This is a genomic window from Pirellulales bacterium (genome assembly GCA_036490175.1).
GTDB lineage: Bacteria > Planctomycetota > Planctomycetia > Pirellulales > JACPPG01 > JACPPG01.
The window spans coordinates 1-14856 of the sequence record DASXEJ010000154.1; the positions used below are offsets into that span (position 1 = coordinate 1).

Sequence of the window (14856 nt, forward strand, 5' to 3'; positions counted from 1 at the left end):
AGAATCCGCGCCGCCGCTTCACCGCCGCGCGGGACGAGAACGGTGTGCCGCGCATCGTGGCGGGGACGTTTCCCAGCGCCCTATACGGGCTTGGCTTCTTACACGCGGTTGATCGGCCCACGCAGATGCTGTTCGGCCACGCGGTGGCCTGCGGTCGCTCGGCAGAACGTATTGCCGACAAGCCGGAACTGCTGGAGACGGATCGGTTCTTTCGTCGCGCCGGGTTGTACCTGAATCTCGATGCCGAGGTGAATCGGCTCGATGACGTCACCTTCGGCCATCTCACGGCGTACTGCGAAGGCGTCAACGATGGCATGAAGCAGTACGGCCGCTCGCTGCCGATGTGGGCCACCGGTTTTCAACTACATCCCTGGAACCAGCAGGCCGTGATGCTGATCGGCAACTTGCTGAGCTTCGGCGGACTGGCCGTGGGGCAGCAACAGAACGAACGCATCCTGTTGGAACTGATCCAGACGGGCATCGCGCCGGACAAGCTGCGCGAGCTCTTCGAGCCGCTATTGGACCATGCCGATTTCGATCTGTTGCAGAAAATCAAAATTTCAAACCGGCTCTCGGACGAAGCGCTCGAACTGCTCACCGACCTGCCGCGACTGGCCGGTAGCAACGCCTGGGCAGTCGCACCGCAGCGCAGCGCGACCGGCGGCGCACTGCTGGCCTCGGATCCGCATTTGGAAGTCAATCGATTGCCGGCCCTGTGGTACGAAGCGGTCCTGCAGTGGGACGACGATTGGGTGATGGGCGCCACGCTGCCTGGCTGCCCGTTCTTTGCTGTGGGTCGCACCAGCCGTCTGGCCTGGGGTGTGACGTATCTAAAAGGAGACACCAGCGACTACTTCATCGAAGACTGCCGTCCCGGCACTAACGGCGCCTGGCAGTTTCGCCGCGACGAGAAGTGGGTCGACTTCTCGGTCCGCGAAGAACGGATTCTCCGCAAAGGCGCGACGCCCGAGACGTTGAACGTTTACTACAACACGGTCGGAACACTCGACGCCGATCCGCAACAATTGGGCGAAGGCTATCAACTATCGACGGCCTGGACAGGCGACTCCGAAGGGGTCGGCCGTAGCGTGCAAACATGGCTGTCGATCGTCGATTGCCACGACACGCTCTCGGCCATGGACCTAGTTCGCGAATGCCCGCAGCCCACCTTGTGTTGGATCTTTGCCGATGACCAAGGACATATCGGACGGCAGGCCAACGGATTGTTCCCACGTCGCGCGGCCGGTCATAGCGGTCTGTTACCGATTCCCGCTTGGAACGAAGCGAATCATTGGCAGGGATGGCTCCCTTCAGACATCTTGCCACGCGTGTATGATCCGCCGTCGGGCGTCGTCACCAGCGCCAATGAGGATATTCGCGCCAGCGACGGCGCGTGTTTGATTACGCTGCCCGTGCCCGACTATCGCAAACGCCGGATCGACGAACAGTTGGCGTCGTTAGAAAAGGTCACCTTGGAAGACATGCAGGCTCTGCAATACGACGTAATCAGTCTGCAGGCTCGCGACTTGCTCGAAGTCTTCCTGCCAGAGCTCCCTGATGGCGATATTAAATCGCGCCTGTCGGCCTGGAACTACAGCTACGATCCCGAGAGCGTGGAAGCGACGCTGTTCTCTCGGCTGTATCGCAACGTGCTGTTGGAGGTTTTCGGACAAGATTCCGGTCAGGATCGCGGTGTAGGTTGGCGGCGGATGCTGTACCTCTGCTCGCGCGTTGGCTTTGCCATGCCGATTATTACCAGCATTGATCGGCTGCTGCGCAAGCCCGATAGCCTGTGGTGGGCCGGCCGCGACAAGGGGCAACTGATTCGCAAGGCAGCGGCCGGCCTGAGCAGCAATGCGGACCAACCTTGGAGCGTGACCAACGCCTTCCACTTTACGAATCGATTCTTCGAAGGGCAGCTTGTCGGCCGCACACTGGGACTGCACACGGCCGAGCTGCCGATGCCCGGCTGTCATGCCACGCCGTTCCAGGGGCATCTGTTGCGCTCGGCGACGCGCGAGACGACTTTTGCGCCGTCTTACCATTTTGTAACCGACGTGAAGACCCACGAGGCCTGGACCAACCTGCCCGGTGGCCCCAGCGAGAGTTGGTTCTCGCGCTGGTACAAGAACGACATTCCCCGCTGGTGTTCGGGCACCTATAAGCGTCTCTCGGTCGAAGCGGGACATTGAGCGCGAAAGTAGGCCGTCCACAGCGGCGGCCATTGCCCAAATCCCGCGGGCGGCAAGAGACCCATCCGCGTCGGCGCGACGTAGGAAAGGTGCTAAACTACGCGCGGGCGGACTCACAACGCAAATAATACAGCCTCGGGCTCGAAGCTCTCTGCATGGAAACGCCGCACGACCCGCTCGCGGATCAGCCTTTAACGTACTACCCGATCCCGAGTTCCGTGACGACCACGGTTCAGCCGCTTCCTGTTTTAGGAGAGCTGCCGCGCGAACCCCGACCGATGGCACCGCCGCGTTACGAACAACCGGTGCTACGCATTGTGGTGCTGTTCCTCCTCACGTGCTTGAGCACGTTCTGGGCTGGCAGCGGCGGCACGTTCTCGACCATAGACCGGCTACCGGGCATTGCGCCAAATGCCTCGGGCGTCGTGCTGATCGGCATATGGCACGACGGGTTGGTCTACATGTTGTGCGTCATGGGGATATTGCTCGCGCACGAGATGGGGCACTTCGTGCAAGCCGTGCGGTATGGCGTTCCGGCGAGCTTGCCATTCTTTATTCCCATGCCGATCTCGCCCATTGGCACGATGGGCGCGGTGATCAGCATGCGTGGCTCTGGCGCCGATCGCAAGGAGCTTTTCGATATCGGTTTGACGGGTCCGCTCGCCGGACTGCTGGTGGCCATTCCGCTGCTTTGGATTGGCATTCAGCAGGCGCCTGCGTTTCCGATGAATGTCCAAGTGCCAACCACTCACTTCGAAGATCCGCTGCTGATGAAGTGGATGATGTGGTATCTGCGTCCCGATCTGGCGCCTGGCCAGGAATTGTCGCTGACGCCATTGTTGCGTGCCGGATGGTTCGGTCTATTGCTGACCGGACTGAACATGCTGCCGATTAGCCAGCTCGATGGTGGCCACGTGTCGTATGCCCTGTTCGGCCGCGGCTCGGTCTGGCTAGCGCGAGCGGTGTTCGCTGCGGCCTTTGCGTTTATCTACTTTGCCGAAGCGTATGGCTGGATGGTAATGTTATTGCTGGTTATGTTGATCGGCATCCAACATCCGCCGACCGCCAACGATCGCGCCCCGATGAGTTGGGGGCGCCGCGCGCTGGGACTTGCCTCGCTCGCCATACCGATTCTGTGCATGACGCCAAATCCGATTCGGTGAACTGGCGGCATCGCAGGGTAACGACGCGCCGAGTGACGTTGTGCGAGTGTCCGTAAATGCTTCGCCAATTACCCTGGCGGCGCGCCGAGTTTTTCGGCTTCGCTTATCCGTTCGGCTTGTGTGTAGCGAACCAGAAGTCCCACCAGGATGAGTGCCCCGCCGGCAATCGTCCACCACGCCGGCCGTTCGCCGCCAGGCGTGAGATAAACCCAAATCGGCACCAGCACCGGTTCCAAAAGTGCAATCGCGGCCCCCTCCTGCCCCGATACTTCACGCAGCCCGCGCGCGAAGAGTAAATACGGCAATCCCATCTGAAAGAAGCCAAAGGCGGCTAGCATCAGCAGCTGCTTGCCACTCACCGGCTGGGCCAGATACAGACAGTAAGGAACGAGCAAAATCGCAGCCGCCAGATGGTTGACCGCCACCAGGTAGGCACCTGTCTGCTCGCGCAGCGCGCGGATGGAAACCACGACGCCGGCATAAGCGATGCCCGACAGCACGCCCAGCACTACACCCATGCCGGCCCGCGAACCGATGCTGTTGGCGCGCAGCTCGAAAGCCAGGATTGTCAGGGCACCGGCCATTCCAAACACCAGCGGAATCAAGTCGCGCGAATCGCGCACATCGCGATAAAGTGTCAGGCTGAACAAGAACACCCACAAGGGCGCGGTGCTCTGCAGCCAAATAGCGTTCGCCGCGGTGGTGAGCGTCATCGATTGCAGGAACGTCACGTTCATCGCCGTGAAAGCCAGCGCCATCGGCACCAGGCGTCGGTCCCAGCGCGGTTTCCGCACGGCGGGCAATAGCAGCATGCCGGCGAACGCGGCGCGCCAAAAAGCCAGCAGCGTGCCGCGCACATCGGGCGGCCAATCGTCGAACACCGTCGATTTGACGAATAGCCCGTTAGTGCTCCATAAAAGTGCCGCCAGGACGATGCATACTCTTCCGCGGGCTTTGCCCGACAGTCGTGCCGAGTTAACTGGAGCAGGCATCGTCATGATGTCCCAGTCTTGGCATGCGACCGATGATTGGCAAGGGGCCGTTATACCGACGCGTCGACCCGAAAAAGGCAAGTAAGGTGCCTGGCTTTGCGGCTGGCCTGCTGGGTGTTAACCGGCCAGGATGGTAGCATGCAACAGGTGTCGAAGTGATGCATCGCCCGCGCCTGGCGAAAATGGTAGCCCGCCTGGCATCGACCGGATCGGTCAATATTCGAAGTCGCGTTTCCGGCGCTAGCCGGCCAAAACAAATCAGAGTCGTTCATGTCTCGCGTTGTATTAGCCATGTCCGGCGGTGTTGATTCGAGCGTAGCCGCGCACCTGTTGCGCGACGCCGGCTACGAGGTGATCGGCGTCTTCATGCGCCATGGCGAAACGCACGAATCGAGCTGCGACGCCACAGTCCCTGCTCCCGCCGGTGCGACGAGCGGCAGCGCCGCCGCACCAGTTGCCGCGGGGGCACTAACACAGCTGCCGATCCTTTCCACGCGCCTGGGGCATAAACAAGGTTGTTGCACCGCTAGCGACGCGGCCGACGCCCGCCGCGTGGCCGACCTGCTCGACATTCCGTTTTATGCGCTCGATTTTCAGAATGATTTCGGCCGCATCATGGACTACTTTGTCGACGAGTACACGGCCGGCCGCACGCCCAACCCGTGCGTGATGTGCAACAACTGGTTAAAGTTCGGCACGCTGGCCGACTACGCCGACAGCGTGGGGGCCGATTACATCGCCACCGGACATTACGCCCGTATCATGCGCGACGCCGGCACCGACGAGCCGATGCTGGTGCGCGGCGTCGACCCGACCAAGGATCAATCGTACGTGCTGTTCGGGCTGCGCCGCGATTTGCTGGCCCGCGTGCTGCTGCCGGTGGGCGGTTTTCAGAAATCGGAAATTCGCGCGCGAGCGCGGCAGATCGGCCTGCGCGTGGCCGATAAGCACGACAGCCAGGAAATCTGCTTCGTACCCGACAATGACTATGCCGCATTCGTCCGAAGGCGCCGAGGCGACGTCGACCTTTCGGGCGAGATCGTCACCACGGCGGGCGAAGTTGTCGGCCGGCACACGGGCATCGAGAACTACACCATCGGCCAGCGCAAAGGGCTGGGCCTGGCCTTCGGCACGCCGCGCTATGTGGTGCGGCTGGATCGCGACACGCAGCGCGTCGTGATCGGCACGCACGACGAGTTGGCCTGCCACCATCTAACGGCACGCGACGTGAATTGGCTCATCGATCTGCCGCAAGAGTCATTGCGCTGCCAGCTCAAGATCCGTTATCTCAGCCAGCCGGTCGGGGCAACGATCGAGCCTGCCGGCGCCGATCGCTTCACGGCGCTACTCGACGAACCAAAGCACGGCGTGGCCCCCGGCCAGGCAGCCGTCTGCTACGACGGCGATCGCGTCTTAGGCGGCGGCTGGATCGCGTGAGGGGAGAAACAAGTAGCACTGAACAATTATCTCTAAACGATGGTTGCTAAGCGGTGATTCGCAAGTGAGATGAGCCACGCGAGCAGCACTGAAGGATAGGCGTGCTTCGAGGCAGGCAACGGTACGTCGACCCTAAAAGCCGATAATCATCCCAGGCAAAAAGCCCGCAAACGCGGGCGTTTCCGGCTCAAACTGGCCGCTGCGCGTAGAATAACGTATACGCAATACCCCGCCTGATATGCCCGGATTCCTCGGGTTTTATGCCGTCTGATACCGCTGAATCCCGCCTAGCACGGTATCGCGATACCAGGGGAAATCAGCGGTCGGACTGGAAATGACGACGGGTTCTGGGACGGATACTCACCATGTGGATTACTGGCTTACTTCGGCAATGAGGTCGTCGAGCGAAGCCGACGCGAGCCAATGTTCGTCGCCATTCCATTTTCCAATCGTCGCAAAGTAACGGAGTTGGCGTCGAATCGTCTCTGACAATTCCGCAGCGTGCGCCGAATGCTGTTCCACTGGCACCAGTTTCACCAGTCTCACGGAGTGGCGCTCGACAATCTGTTGGCCCAGCAGTGTGCCGGTAGCATCGTAGACGAATCTGAGTGGCTCATCCACGTCGTGCGGCTCAAGCCACGACTCCGCATCTTTAACGGATGCATGGATCGTCAGGTCCCCACTATCGTCAACGAAGATCGGCGGTTGCATGGCTGTTGCCTCCCGATGTCACCACCAAGAACAATGTCCCCACCGAGAATTGATACCAGCGGCGGCGGGTCTGGGGAGCTGGGGGCATGAACGGTATTGCGGCTCTCATTCGTTAGTGCGACGATCTCAGCGCCTGCTGGTCACTTCAACGTTCACCATTGCCGAGATTTGGCGCTGCTCCGCAATAGAATTCAACCGATCTAAATCGGTATGCGAAGCGACCTTGCCATTGAGCCATACGATCCCCTTCCCTCGTACGCTTCCTTGAACGTCGTGGAACGCGGAGTCTTCGCCCAGCATGTGGATGAACTCGTAATTTTTCATTTCCTGGACGTGTCGCTTATCCATGCCAGTGTCGTACCAATTCTGGACAACGAATCCGACACCTAAAAGATCGACAACCAGCAAGACCAGCAGCAACGAACAATCACGCGCACTTTGCACGTACCACCGGCTGAGCATTCGTAGAGACACAGCAGGCGGTAGACAAAGCATTAGTGACAGACCGACTGCGGGCCACATCCCAAATACGCGGTACGCAAATACACCTAGAGCCAACGACGAAACGACGTACGCCACTATTGACAGCGAAAATGCCCTCTTGGCCATCATCGGCATTCGTGCAGCGATGGTTCCCATGTCAGACTCGCTTGAATTCTGCACAATTTTCAACGCAGGTGTCAGCGGCTCGCGACTTCGGCGATGCCCTCCATCCTACCAAGTCGGTGCTAGGATAGTGATATGCCCGACATCGACGCCGAAGCCGCCGGCATCCTGATTGAAAACGGCTGTGAACCGGTCACGGCTGTTGCCGGCTCGGTGGTCGAGGAGCCGCAACCCCAGGCACGTCCGGCGCGGCATCCTCGTCTCGTAAGAGCCATTGCCGTTGTGACTGCGATCGCAACCGCCCTTTTCATTCGGTGGCTATGGTGAGCTACACTGCCGGCCGCTATAGGCCGTAAAATCTCCCCGCGCCGGCACTTGTCGTCCGCAAACTGGCCCGCGGGCGTAGAATAACGTATCTTATCGTACCTGGACGGCTGGTCTGTTTGCCCCCTGGGGCGCGGTGGATTGCCGCGGCAGAAATTCCTTTGGCCAGAGAGAGTGCGCGTATGAGCCCGCTCGATTTTGTTGTCTTGGCTGCCGACTTGCCGGTAAGCATTACTTATGGCGTGGTGGCCGTGATGCTGGCGGTCATCTTGTTGGTGTTTCTGTGGATTGCCCTGACCTATGGCAACCTGTGGTTCCAGGCGTACATGTCGAACGCGCATGTCAGCTTGTTGCGATTGGTCGCGATGAGCTTTCGACAGGTCAACGCGCGGGTTATCGTGCAGTCGAAAATCATGGCCATGCAAGCGGGCCTGGGAAACGATCCCACGGCCGGCATCACCACGCAACGACTCGAAGCCCACTACCTGGCCGGCGGTAATGTGCCGGGCGTGATCCGGGCCATCATCGCCGCGCATCGCGCCGACATCGATCTCGACTTCGATCGCGCGGCGGCCATCGATCTGGCCGGTCGCGACGTGCTGGACGCCGTGCAGACGAGCGTCAACCCGAAGGTGATCGATTGCCCCGATCCGCAAAAATCGAAGAAATCGACGCTAAGCGCCATTGCTCGCAACGGCGTCGAGCTACAGATTCGGGCCCGCGTCACGGTGCGCACCAACATCAAGCAGTTGATCGGCGGAGCGACCGAAGAGACGGTGATCGCCCGCGTCGGCGAGGGAATCATCACGTCGATCGGATCGGCCGCCAGCCATTTGATCGTGATGGAAAATCCGGACATGATTTCGAAGGCGGTGCTGGCCCGTGGGCTGGACGCACAAACGGCGTTCGAGATCGTTTCGATCGACATCGCCGACATCGACGTGGGCGAAAATATCGGGGCCCGGCTGCAAGCCGACCAGGCCGAGGCAGACACCCGCGTGGCCCAGGCCAAGGCGGCCGAGCGGCGCGCTTTCGCCGTGGCCCGCGAACAAGAGATGAAGGCCAAGGTCTCTGAGAATCGGGCGGGCGTGTTACTGGCCGAGGCCCAAGTGCCGCTGGCCATCGCCACGGCGTTCCGCCAAGGCCATTTCGCCACCGCCGGCTCGTAGGGATCACGCGGCGATCCTTTTTGCGACGGGCGAATGCGCAACGGGCGAAGGGCTCGCGGCACGTTACCCGACATTTGCTATCCCTGTTGCGAAGATGATCGGCGCGGGGGATCATGTTGATGGCGTTCGCATACCTTGTCGATTTAGTTTTCTACCTCCGTCTCTTTTCTGCGTAACCTGTGAAATCTGCGGATGAACTCACATCGCCAAACAGAATCGATGGTGATCGCAGCGGGCTTGACCAAAGCGATGATGCTCGCCTGGCTATGTTTGGCGTCCGCGACCCTGGCCGCCGAGCCGGATGACGCACAGCGTGAGCTATTGAAGACGTTTCGCGACGAGTTCGTGGCCGTCACGCCGGGAATGGGCGATTTTCCGGCTGAGTTCTCGATGGGATCGGCCGACGGTCCCGTATCGGAACGGCCGGTTCATCGCGTGACTCTGCGACACCCTTTCGCCATCGCGGGCTACGAAGTTCCGCAAAATCTGTGGCGGGCTGTGATGGGCAGCAACCCCAGCCGTTGGAAGGGTGAACGCAATAGCGTCGAGATGTTGTCGCACGACGACGCCACAGAGTTCTGCCGCCGCGCAACCGACGCCCTGCGCGCGGCCGGGCTGATCAAGCCGCGGCAAGTGATCCGTTTGCCGAGCGAAGCGGAATGGGAATATGCGGCCCGGGCCGGTGCAAAAACCAAGTTCTCGTTCGGCGATGATCCGCGCGACCTGGACGACTATGGTTGGTTCAATGGCAACGCGGCCGGCAACGACCCGGCGGTGGGCGCGAAACGGCCGAACGCCTGGAAGCTGCACGACGTACACGGCTATTTGTGGGAATGGTGCACGGACCCCTGGCACGACAATTACGAAGGCGCGCCAACGGACGGATCAGTCTGGGCAGGAGGGGTCGCACAGCGACACGTGCTACGCGGCGGCAGCTGGAAGGACCCGGCCGAGCGATCCACGAGCAGCGCCCGGCGCGGTGAGCCGCGCACACTGAAAGACGACGCAGTGGGACTGCGTTGCGTGCTGGCAGACGAGATGTAATCGACCGGCGGCGCTAACAGCGGATGGTCTTGCGCTTCTTTCCCACCCGGCCGAGCGCTTCGATCTTCTCGATATAGGCCGTTGCCAACGGAACCTTGCAAGCCGTTTCGCCCATATCGATGGAGAGCGTGCCGATTGTCTGAGCTGTCGCTTTTGCATGCCGTAGTAATGGCTTTACGTAGGCACCGACCGAGATCACAAAACCGTTCATCGTGTAGCGGACGCGATTCTGCGCGCCGCGGATATTCTTGACGACAGCCGCGAGTAGCTCGGCGACTTCCGCTAGGTCCAATTCGTTGTCTGCGGTCGTGGCGACAATGCCGGCGTATGTACACCACCCGCACGCTGCCACGGATTCGCGCTTTGATTTGATCCACTTCAGGGCCAGTTGGCGAGCATGCGGACTCTCGACCGCCGCCCAGGGGACTGTGTATTCGGATATCATCGGCAGCCCGTCGGCCCCCTCGGCCCAGGCGTCCAGCACTTTCTGTGACATTTGCGAGCCATCGGCCACCAGGCCAGCCAGATACATCGCGTCGAAGTTTCCTGTTCCGAACAGAGCTTGCGCCAGTTGTTGATCTCGGCGGATCGATTTGGCGATGACCTTCAGGTCGGCAACGCGTACGCCGTAGGCCCGATCGGCCGGGGCGCCATGGCGCACATAGGTGGCGCGGGTCCTGTCGCTCGCCTTGGACTTCAATTTGGCCATGACCGACTTCAGGGTTGCCATGCGGACGGCTCCGGCAGTCTCGGCAGACGGGTGGGTGGCACAAGAGCTGAGGGTGCATTGCAGACGTGCTGTGGGACAGGCACGATTATCGCCCGGCGAGTCTGACGAATCCAGTTCGCTAGCGATTCATCCGGGGCCGGTCTCTCTTGCTTCACTGTGGAGCGTGCGGATAGAGTGCATCCGTCGCCATGCGATCATTTGCATCGCCTATGTGTATAGTGGACGGATTCCGCCCGCCTTCACCCTGAGTGCCGCACGAAGCGAAGCTTATGTTAGCAACCTGTCTTTCGCTGATGCTGTTGGGCGCTTCTCCCGCGCCGGATACCGTGGTGGTCTGCCCCGAGGAGTTCCGGCCGGCGCTGGCACCTTGGCTGGCGCTGCGCGAGGCCCAGGGACGCAACTGCCTGGTGATCAGCAGTGATTCGGTCGATGGCCTGCGCCGGCAGATTCGCGCCGCGGCGGCTGCGGGCGCGCTGCGCTATGTGATGCTAGTGGGCGATGCGCCGAGCGTGGATCGGCCCAGGCCCTCGCTGGTCACCGTGCCGACGCACTACGTGCCATCGCAAGTGATTCATCGCTTTGGCGGCGAGTCGATCATCGCCGGTGACAATTGGTTTGCCGATCTGGATGACGATCGGCTGCCGGACGTGGCCATCGGTCGCTTGCCCGCCGACACGCCCGAGGATCTACGTGTGATTGTCGACAAGATCGTGGCCTACGAGCGCGGCCCAGCGCCCGGCGTTTGGCAGCGGAGGATCAATCTTGTCGCCGGCATAGGTGGCTTCGGAGCGTTCGCCGATGCCGCCATCGAAGCTAGTGCCAAGCGACTATTGATCGCAGGCATTCCGCCTGCGTACACCACCACAGTCACTTATGGAAGCTGGCGCAGCCCCTACTGTCCCGACCCGCGGCGGTTTCACGCGGCGACGGTCGAGCGCATCAACGAAGGCTGTTTGTTCTGGGTCTATATGGGACATGGCCGCACACAGGCTATGGACCGCGTGCGCACGCCCGACGGCCAGCATCATATCTTTGCGACGAGCGATTGTGTCCGACTACGCTGCGGCGACCGCTCGCCGATCGCGCTGTTGTTGTGTTGCAGCGCTGGCGGATTCGACCAACCAGAGGATTGCCTGGCCGAGGAACTGTTGCGGGCCGAGGAAGGTCCGGTCGCCGCGCTGGCCGGCTCTCGCGTGACTATGCCCTACGCGATGAGCGTGCTAGGGGCCGAGATGTTGCGGATCTTCTTCCAAGAAGATTGCAATACCGTGGGCGAACTGTTGATGGAAGCAAAGCGGGCCATGATCGTGCGACCTCGCGACGACCCGCAAAGCCAGGCTGTCGACGCCCTGGCAAATTTGTTGAATCCAGGGAGCAACGATTTGACGGCCGAACGGGCCGAGCACCTCGATCTATTCAATCTGATTGGTGATCCACTTCTAAAATTGCCGACGACGGCCAAGGCCACGGTTAACGTGCCGCGACACGTCAGCCCTGGCGAGATCATGGAAATCGCGGGGACTAGCCCCGTCGATGGAGCGGCCGAAATCGAGCTGGTGGTGCGCCGCGACCGGCTGACGTTTCGTCCGCGCCCGCGCGCCACGTATGAAAACACTCCCGTCGCGCGTGAGGAATATCAAGATACTTACGCCCGCGCCAACGATACGCGCTTAGTGACCGAAACGGTTCAGGTTGTCGACGGAGCTTTCCAAGTGCGACTTACCGTGCCGGCCACCGCCAGTGGCGAATGCCATGTGCGCGTATTCGTGCAGGGAGCGAAGCATGCCGCGCTGGGCGCGGCCGACGTGACGATCGAGCCTGTCGCCGCACAGGCCCGCGGCCGCGCAGCCGGCACGCCGGGCGGCTAACAGAAGATTGCGGCGTGAAACGTGCGGCCGTGACCTTGCGATGGCAGCACGCGACAAACTGCCGGCTAGCTACTCATTCTTAATCATGACCCACAGCACAAGCGATTACGAAACGATTGCCGGTTGGCTGGCCGCGGCGCGGTCGGGCGTGGCGTTTACCGGCGCGGGTATCAGCACTGAGAGCGGCATTCCCGATTTTCGTTCGCCGGGCGGCATCTGGACGCGCTTTCGGATGATCATGTATGAGGAGTTTATGACGAGCTCCAGGGCGCGGCACGAGTACTGGCAGCAAAAGGCGGCCGGGCAGCTCGAATTCGGCAACGCGCAACCGAACGCCGGACACGAGGCGCTCGCCCGCTGGGAGCAACAGGGGCGGCTCACGGGCGTAGTCACGCAGAACATCGACGAATTGCACCAACGGGCGGGTAACCGCCATGTTTGGGAACTGCACGGCACGGCCAGGGCAACGGAATGCCAGGATTGCCACGAGCGGTTCGCCGTCGAGCCGCTGGTTGAAGAATTCCTCCGCACCGATGTCGTGCCCGCCTGCCCGGCTTGCGGAGGCGACCGATTAAAACATGCCACGATCTCATTCGGCCAGGCGTTGCCGCCGGTGGTGATGCAAGAGGCCTTTCAATTGGCGCGCAAGGCCGATCTGATGTTGGCTCTCGGCTCGTCCTTGGTGGTCGAACCAGCCGCCGGCATTCCTCGCACCGCCCAGCAATACGGTGCCAAACTCGTGATCATCAATCGCGAGCCGACGCCTCTGGATCACATGGCCGATCTCGTGCTGCACGAATCAATCGGCGAGGCGTTGTCGGCCGTTGATCGGTGCTTGAACGCGATTCGAAGCTGACGACGTGTGGGCGGCCGAAAGATTGTCTGCACTGGCGATGGCATTGCAGTGTCAGCAAGATCGCAGCACGCGCGAAGCGTCAGGGCTCGTTCGGCGAGCCCACGACCGATCAGAGACGGGTGAATTAACGTGCCGGCAATCAATCGCCAGGACGCTGCTCGTCCGGGTTGGCCGATTCATCACGCTCGAAGAACATGAGATGCTGCCACGGCAGCTCGTCGTATTGCTCGGCCAGCTTGTAACCGGCCGGTTCGTACTCCTTGAGGATCTGCTGTTTGCTCATTTTGTGCAGCAGCTTGATCGGAACGGTAGGATCCTCCAGACGGTATTCCGCCAGCGCAATCCGGCCGCCGGGCGCAAGGCTTTTGCGCATCGCCCGCAGCATTTCCTCGGGGTAGGAAAACTCGTGGTACACGTCCACGATTAGGATCAAATCGACTTTACCCTCTGGCAAGCCCGGATCGATCGGCGTGCTCAATACTGGGTCGATATTCTTGATGTGCTTGCCCTTGATTTGCTTGTCCAGAAGGCTGAGCATCTCGGGCTGGATATCAACGGCCAGCACGCGTCCCTTGTCGCCGACCAGGCGCGACATCTTGAGCGTATAGAATCCGTTGCCGCAGCCCATGTCGCAGACGGTCTGGCCCGGCTTGAGTTTGAGTGCCTTGAGAAGTTTCGCGCAGTCTTCTTCCGATTGTCTCTCTTTGCGCACCAGCCAGTCGGCGCCGTGGAACGTCATGTAAGGGGCGATCTCGCGCTCCTTGTAGAACTGCAACGGCGGAGGGAGCGGCTTTTCTGACGCCGTGTCGGCCACGACCGTGGCGGGCTCGTCGGCGCGAGCCAATTTCGTGGTGCCGGGAACGACAGAATTGGGCCCCGGAGCGATTCCGGCAAGCACCAATACAGCCGCGAGTAGGAGAGGACGGTAACGCACGGTGGGACTTCTCCAAGCTAGGCCGCTACGGCAACAACCGCACCCTATCCTAGACCCCTGGCCGCGACGACGCGAGCGGCCGGGTGGTCTCTGCTGGGCCATGCGGTTTTCTTGACAGGGTTAGGACTGGGTGCCTGGAGTCGGCGTATTCGTCGCCCCCAGATTTTGGCGACAAACTGTGGGCTGACTTCGCTCGACCCCAGCTATCCAAAAACAAAAATTGACCCCGCAATCGTCCTGGGCACCCAAGCTCGGCATGATGACGGCAGGCCGTTGCTGACTAGAATAGAGGTATGCCCCACGTCGACTTACCCACCCCGCGCCGCTGGTTCCAGTTCACCCTGGGAAGGCTATTGGCGACGGTTACCATTGTGGCACTGATCGCGGCCTGGATCGGTTGGCAGGTGACGCTGGTCGGGCAGCGGCGTGCGCTCTCGAAGCAGATCTGGGAATGCGGCGGCTCGGTCTATTCGGCGGCCGATCTTGCTCAGAGCGGGCGGTTGCCGGGAATCCGGCCTTGGCTAGGAGACGAGCCAATCGGGACCATTTATCTTCCCCCGCCGCGCTTTTCGGACGAGGATTTCGCCCGCGTGCGGGCCGCCTTTCCCGAGGCGCATCTGTTTCCGAGCAAGCCTCTTTAGCCCACCGGCGCGGAGTTCTGCGGTGGGCATTCGACCCCGTAATTTGGTAGACCCGCAGCAGACTCCGCGGCGCCACGTCGTCCAGACGTTTGAGCAGCGCCAACTCATCGTGAGCGATCGTGGCCAGTTGCATGGCGGCTTCTCGCCCGCTACGGGCAACCGCGATGACAATCGTATCCCGATGGACAT

The 14856-nt window shown here is 61.3% G+C and carries 14 protein-coding genes; 9 read left to right on the plus strand and 5 right to left on the minus strand.

Annotation, left to right across the window (positions count from 1 at the left end; all coding sequences use genetic code 11):
• Both VGG64_12205 and VGG64_12210 read left to right on the plus strand, forming a co-directional pair.
• Nucleotides 1-2192, plus strand: a 2192-nt coding sequence (locus VGG64_12205) for a penicillin acylase family protein (protein ID HEY1600361.1), incomplete at its 5' end; no start/stop codon positions are given.
• A gap of 218 nt (nucleotides 2193-2410) precedes the next feature.
• Complete coding sequence (locus VGG64_12210; GenBank protein HEY1600362.1) at nucleotides 2411-3355, plus strand: site-2 protease family protein; 945 nt, start codon at nucleotides 2411-2413, stop codon at nucleotides 3353-3355.
• Nucleotides 3356-3423: 68 nt separating this feature from the next.
• On the opposite strand, the gene VGG64_12215 is transcribed toward VGG64_12210, so the two are convergent.
• Complete coding sequence (locus VGG64_12215; GenBank protein ID HEY1600363.1) at nucleotides 3424-4347, minus strand: DMT family transporter; 924 nt, start codon at nucleotides 4345-4347, stop codon at nucleotides 3424-3426.
• 270 nt (nucleotides 4348-4617) lie between these two features.
• Here VGG64_12215 and mnmA point away from each other — a divergent pair, with 270 nt between their 5' ends.
• Nucleotides 4618-5784 carry a tRNA 2-thiouridine(34) synthase MnmA gene (gene mnmA / locus VGG64_12220; GenBank protein ID HEY1600364.1) on the plus strand — a complete coding sequence of 389 codons (1167 nt, stop codon included), beginning with the start codon at nucleotides 4618-4620 and terminating at the stop codon, nucleotides 5782-5784.
• 372 nt (nucleotides 5785-6156) lie between these two features.
• Here the strand turns inward: mnmA and VGG64_12225 are convergent, their stop codons facing one another.
• On the minus strand, nucleotides 6157-6495 hold the full coding sequence (locus VGG64_12225) for a hypothetical protein (protein HEY1600365.1): 339 nt from the start codon (nucleotides 6493-6495) through the stop codon (nucleotides 6157-6159).
• A gap of 126 nt (nucleotides 6496-6621) precedes the next feature.
• Nucleotides 6622-7134: a hypothetical protein gene (locus tag VGG64_12230; GenBank protein ID HEY1600366.1), complete on the minus strand. Its 513-nt coding sequence runs from the start codon at nucleotides 7132-7134 to the stop codon at nucleotides 6622-6624.
• 102 nt (nucleotides 7135-7236) lie between these two features.
• On the opposite strand from VGG64_12230, the gene VGG64_12235 reads away from it, so the two are divergent.
• The 3 genes from VGG64_12235 to VGG64_12245 all read left to right on the plus strand — a co-directional run bounded on the left by VGG64_12235 (nucleotide 7237) and on the right by VGG64_12245 (nucleotide 9638).
• Nucleotides 7237-7428 (plus strand): hypothetical protein, encoded by a 192-nt coding sequence (locus VGG64_12235; GenBank protein ID HEY1600367.1) that lies wholly within the window; start codon nucleotides 7237-7239, stop codon nucleotides 7426-7428.
• 179 nt (nucleotides 7429-7607) lie between these two features.
• Nucleotides 7608-8594 (plus strand): flotillin-like protein FloA, encoded by a 987-nt coding sequence (gene floA, locus VGG64_12240; protein ID HEY1600368.1) that lies wholly within the window; start codon nucleotides 7608-7610, stop codon nucleotides 8592-8594.
• Between the two features lie 192 nt (nucleotides 8595-8786).
• A complete protein-coding gene (locus VGG64_12245) occupies nucleotides 8787-9638 on the plus strand; it encodes a formylglycine-generating enzyme family protein (protein HEY1600369.1) in 852 nt (283 codons plus the stop codon).
• A gap of 13 nt (nucleotides 9639-9651) precedes the next feature.
• Here the strand turns inward: VGG64_12245 and VGG64_12250 are convergent, their stop codons facing one another.
• The gene (locus tag VGG64_12250; protein ID HEY1600370.1) at nucleotides 9652-10368 is read right to left on the minus strand and encodes a DNA alkylation repair protein; all 717 of its coding nucleotides are present in this window, start codon (nucleotides 10366-10368) and stop codon (nucleotides 9652-9654) included.
• Between the two features lie 269 nt (nucleotides 10369-10637).
• Here VGG64_12250 and VGG64_12255 point away from each other — a divergent pair, with 269 nt between their 5' ends.
• Together VGG64_12255 and VGG64_12260 are read left to right on the plus strand one after the other, a co-directional pair.
• Entirely contained in the window at nucleotides 10638-12236 is a 1599-nt protein-coding gene (locus VGG64_12255) for a C25 family cysteine peptidase (protein HEY1600371.1), read from the plus strand.
• 40 nt (nucleotides 12237-12276) lie between these two features.
• Nucleotides 12277-13092 (plus strand): NAD-dependent deacylase, encoded by an 816-nt coding sequence (locus VGG64_12260; protein HEY1600372.1) that lies wholly within the window; start codon nucleotides 12277-12279, stop codon nucleotides 13090-13092.
• A gap of 139 nt (nucleotides 13093-13231) precedes the next feature.
• On the opposite strand, the gene VGG64_12265 is transcribed toward VGG64_12260, so the two are convergent.
• Nucleotides 13232-13906, minus strand: coding sequence for a class I SAM-dependent methyltransferase (locus VGG64_12265; protein HEY1600373.1), 675 nt, complete (start codon nucleotides 13904-13906; stop codon nucleotides 13232-13234).
• 413 nt (nucleotides 13907-14319) lie between these two features.
• Here VGG64_12265 and VGG64_12270 point away from each other — a divergent pair, with 413 nt between their 5' ends.
• Nucleotides 14320-14667 (plus strand): hypothetical protein, encoded by a 348-nt coding sequence (locus tag VGG64_12270; GenBank protein HEY1600374.1) that lies wholly within the window; start codon nucleotides 14320-14322, stop codon nucleotides 14665-14667.
• Nucleotides 14668-14856: the final 189 nt, after the last annotated feature.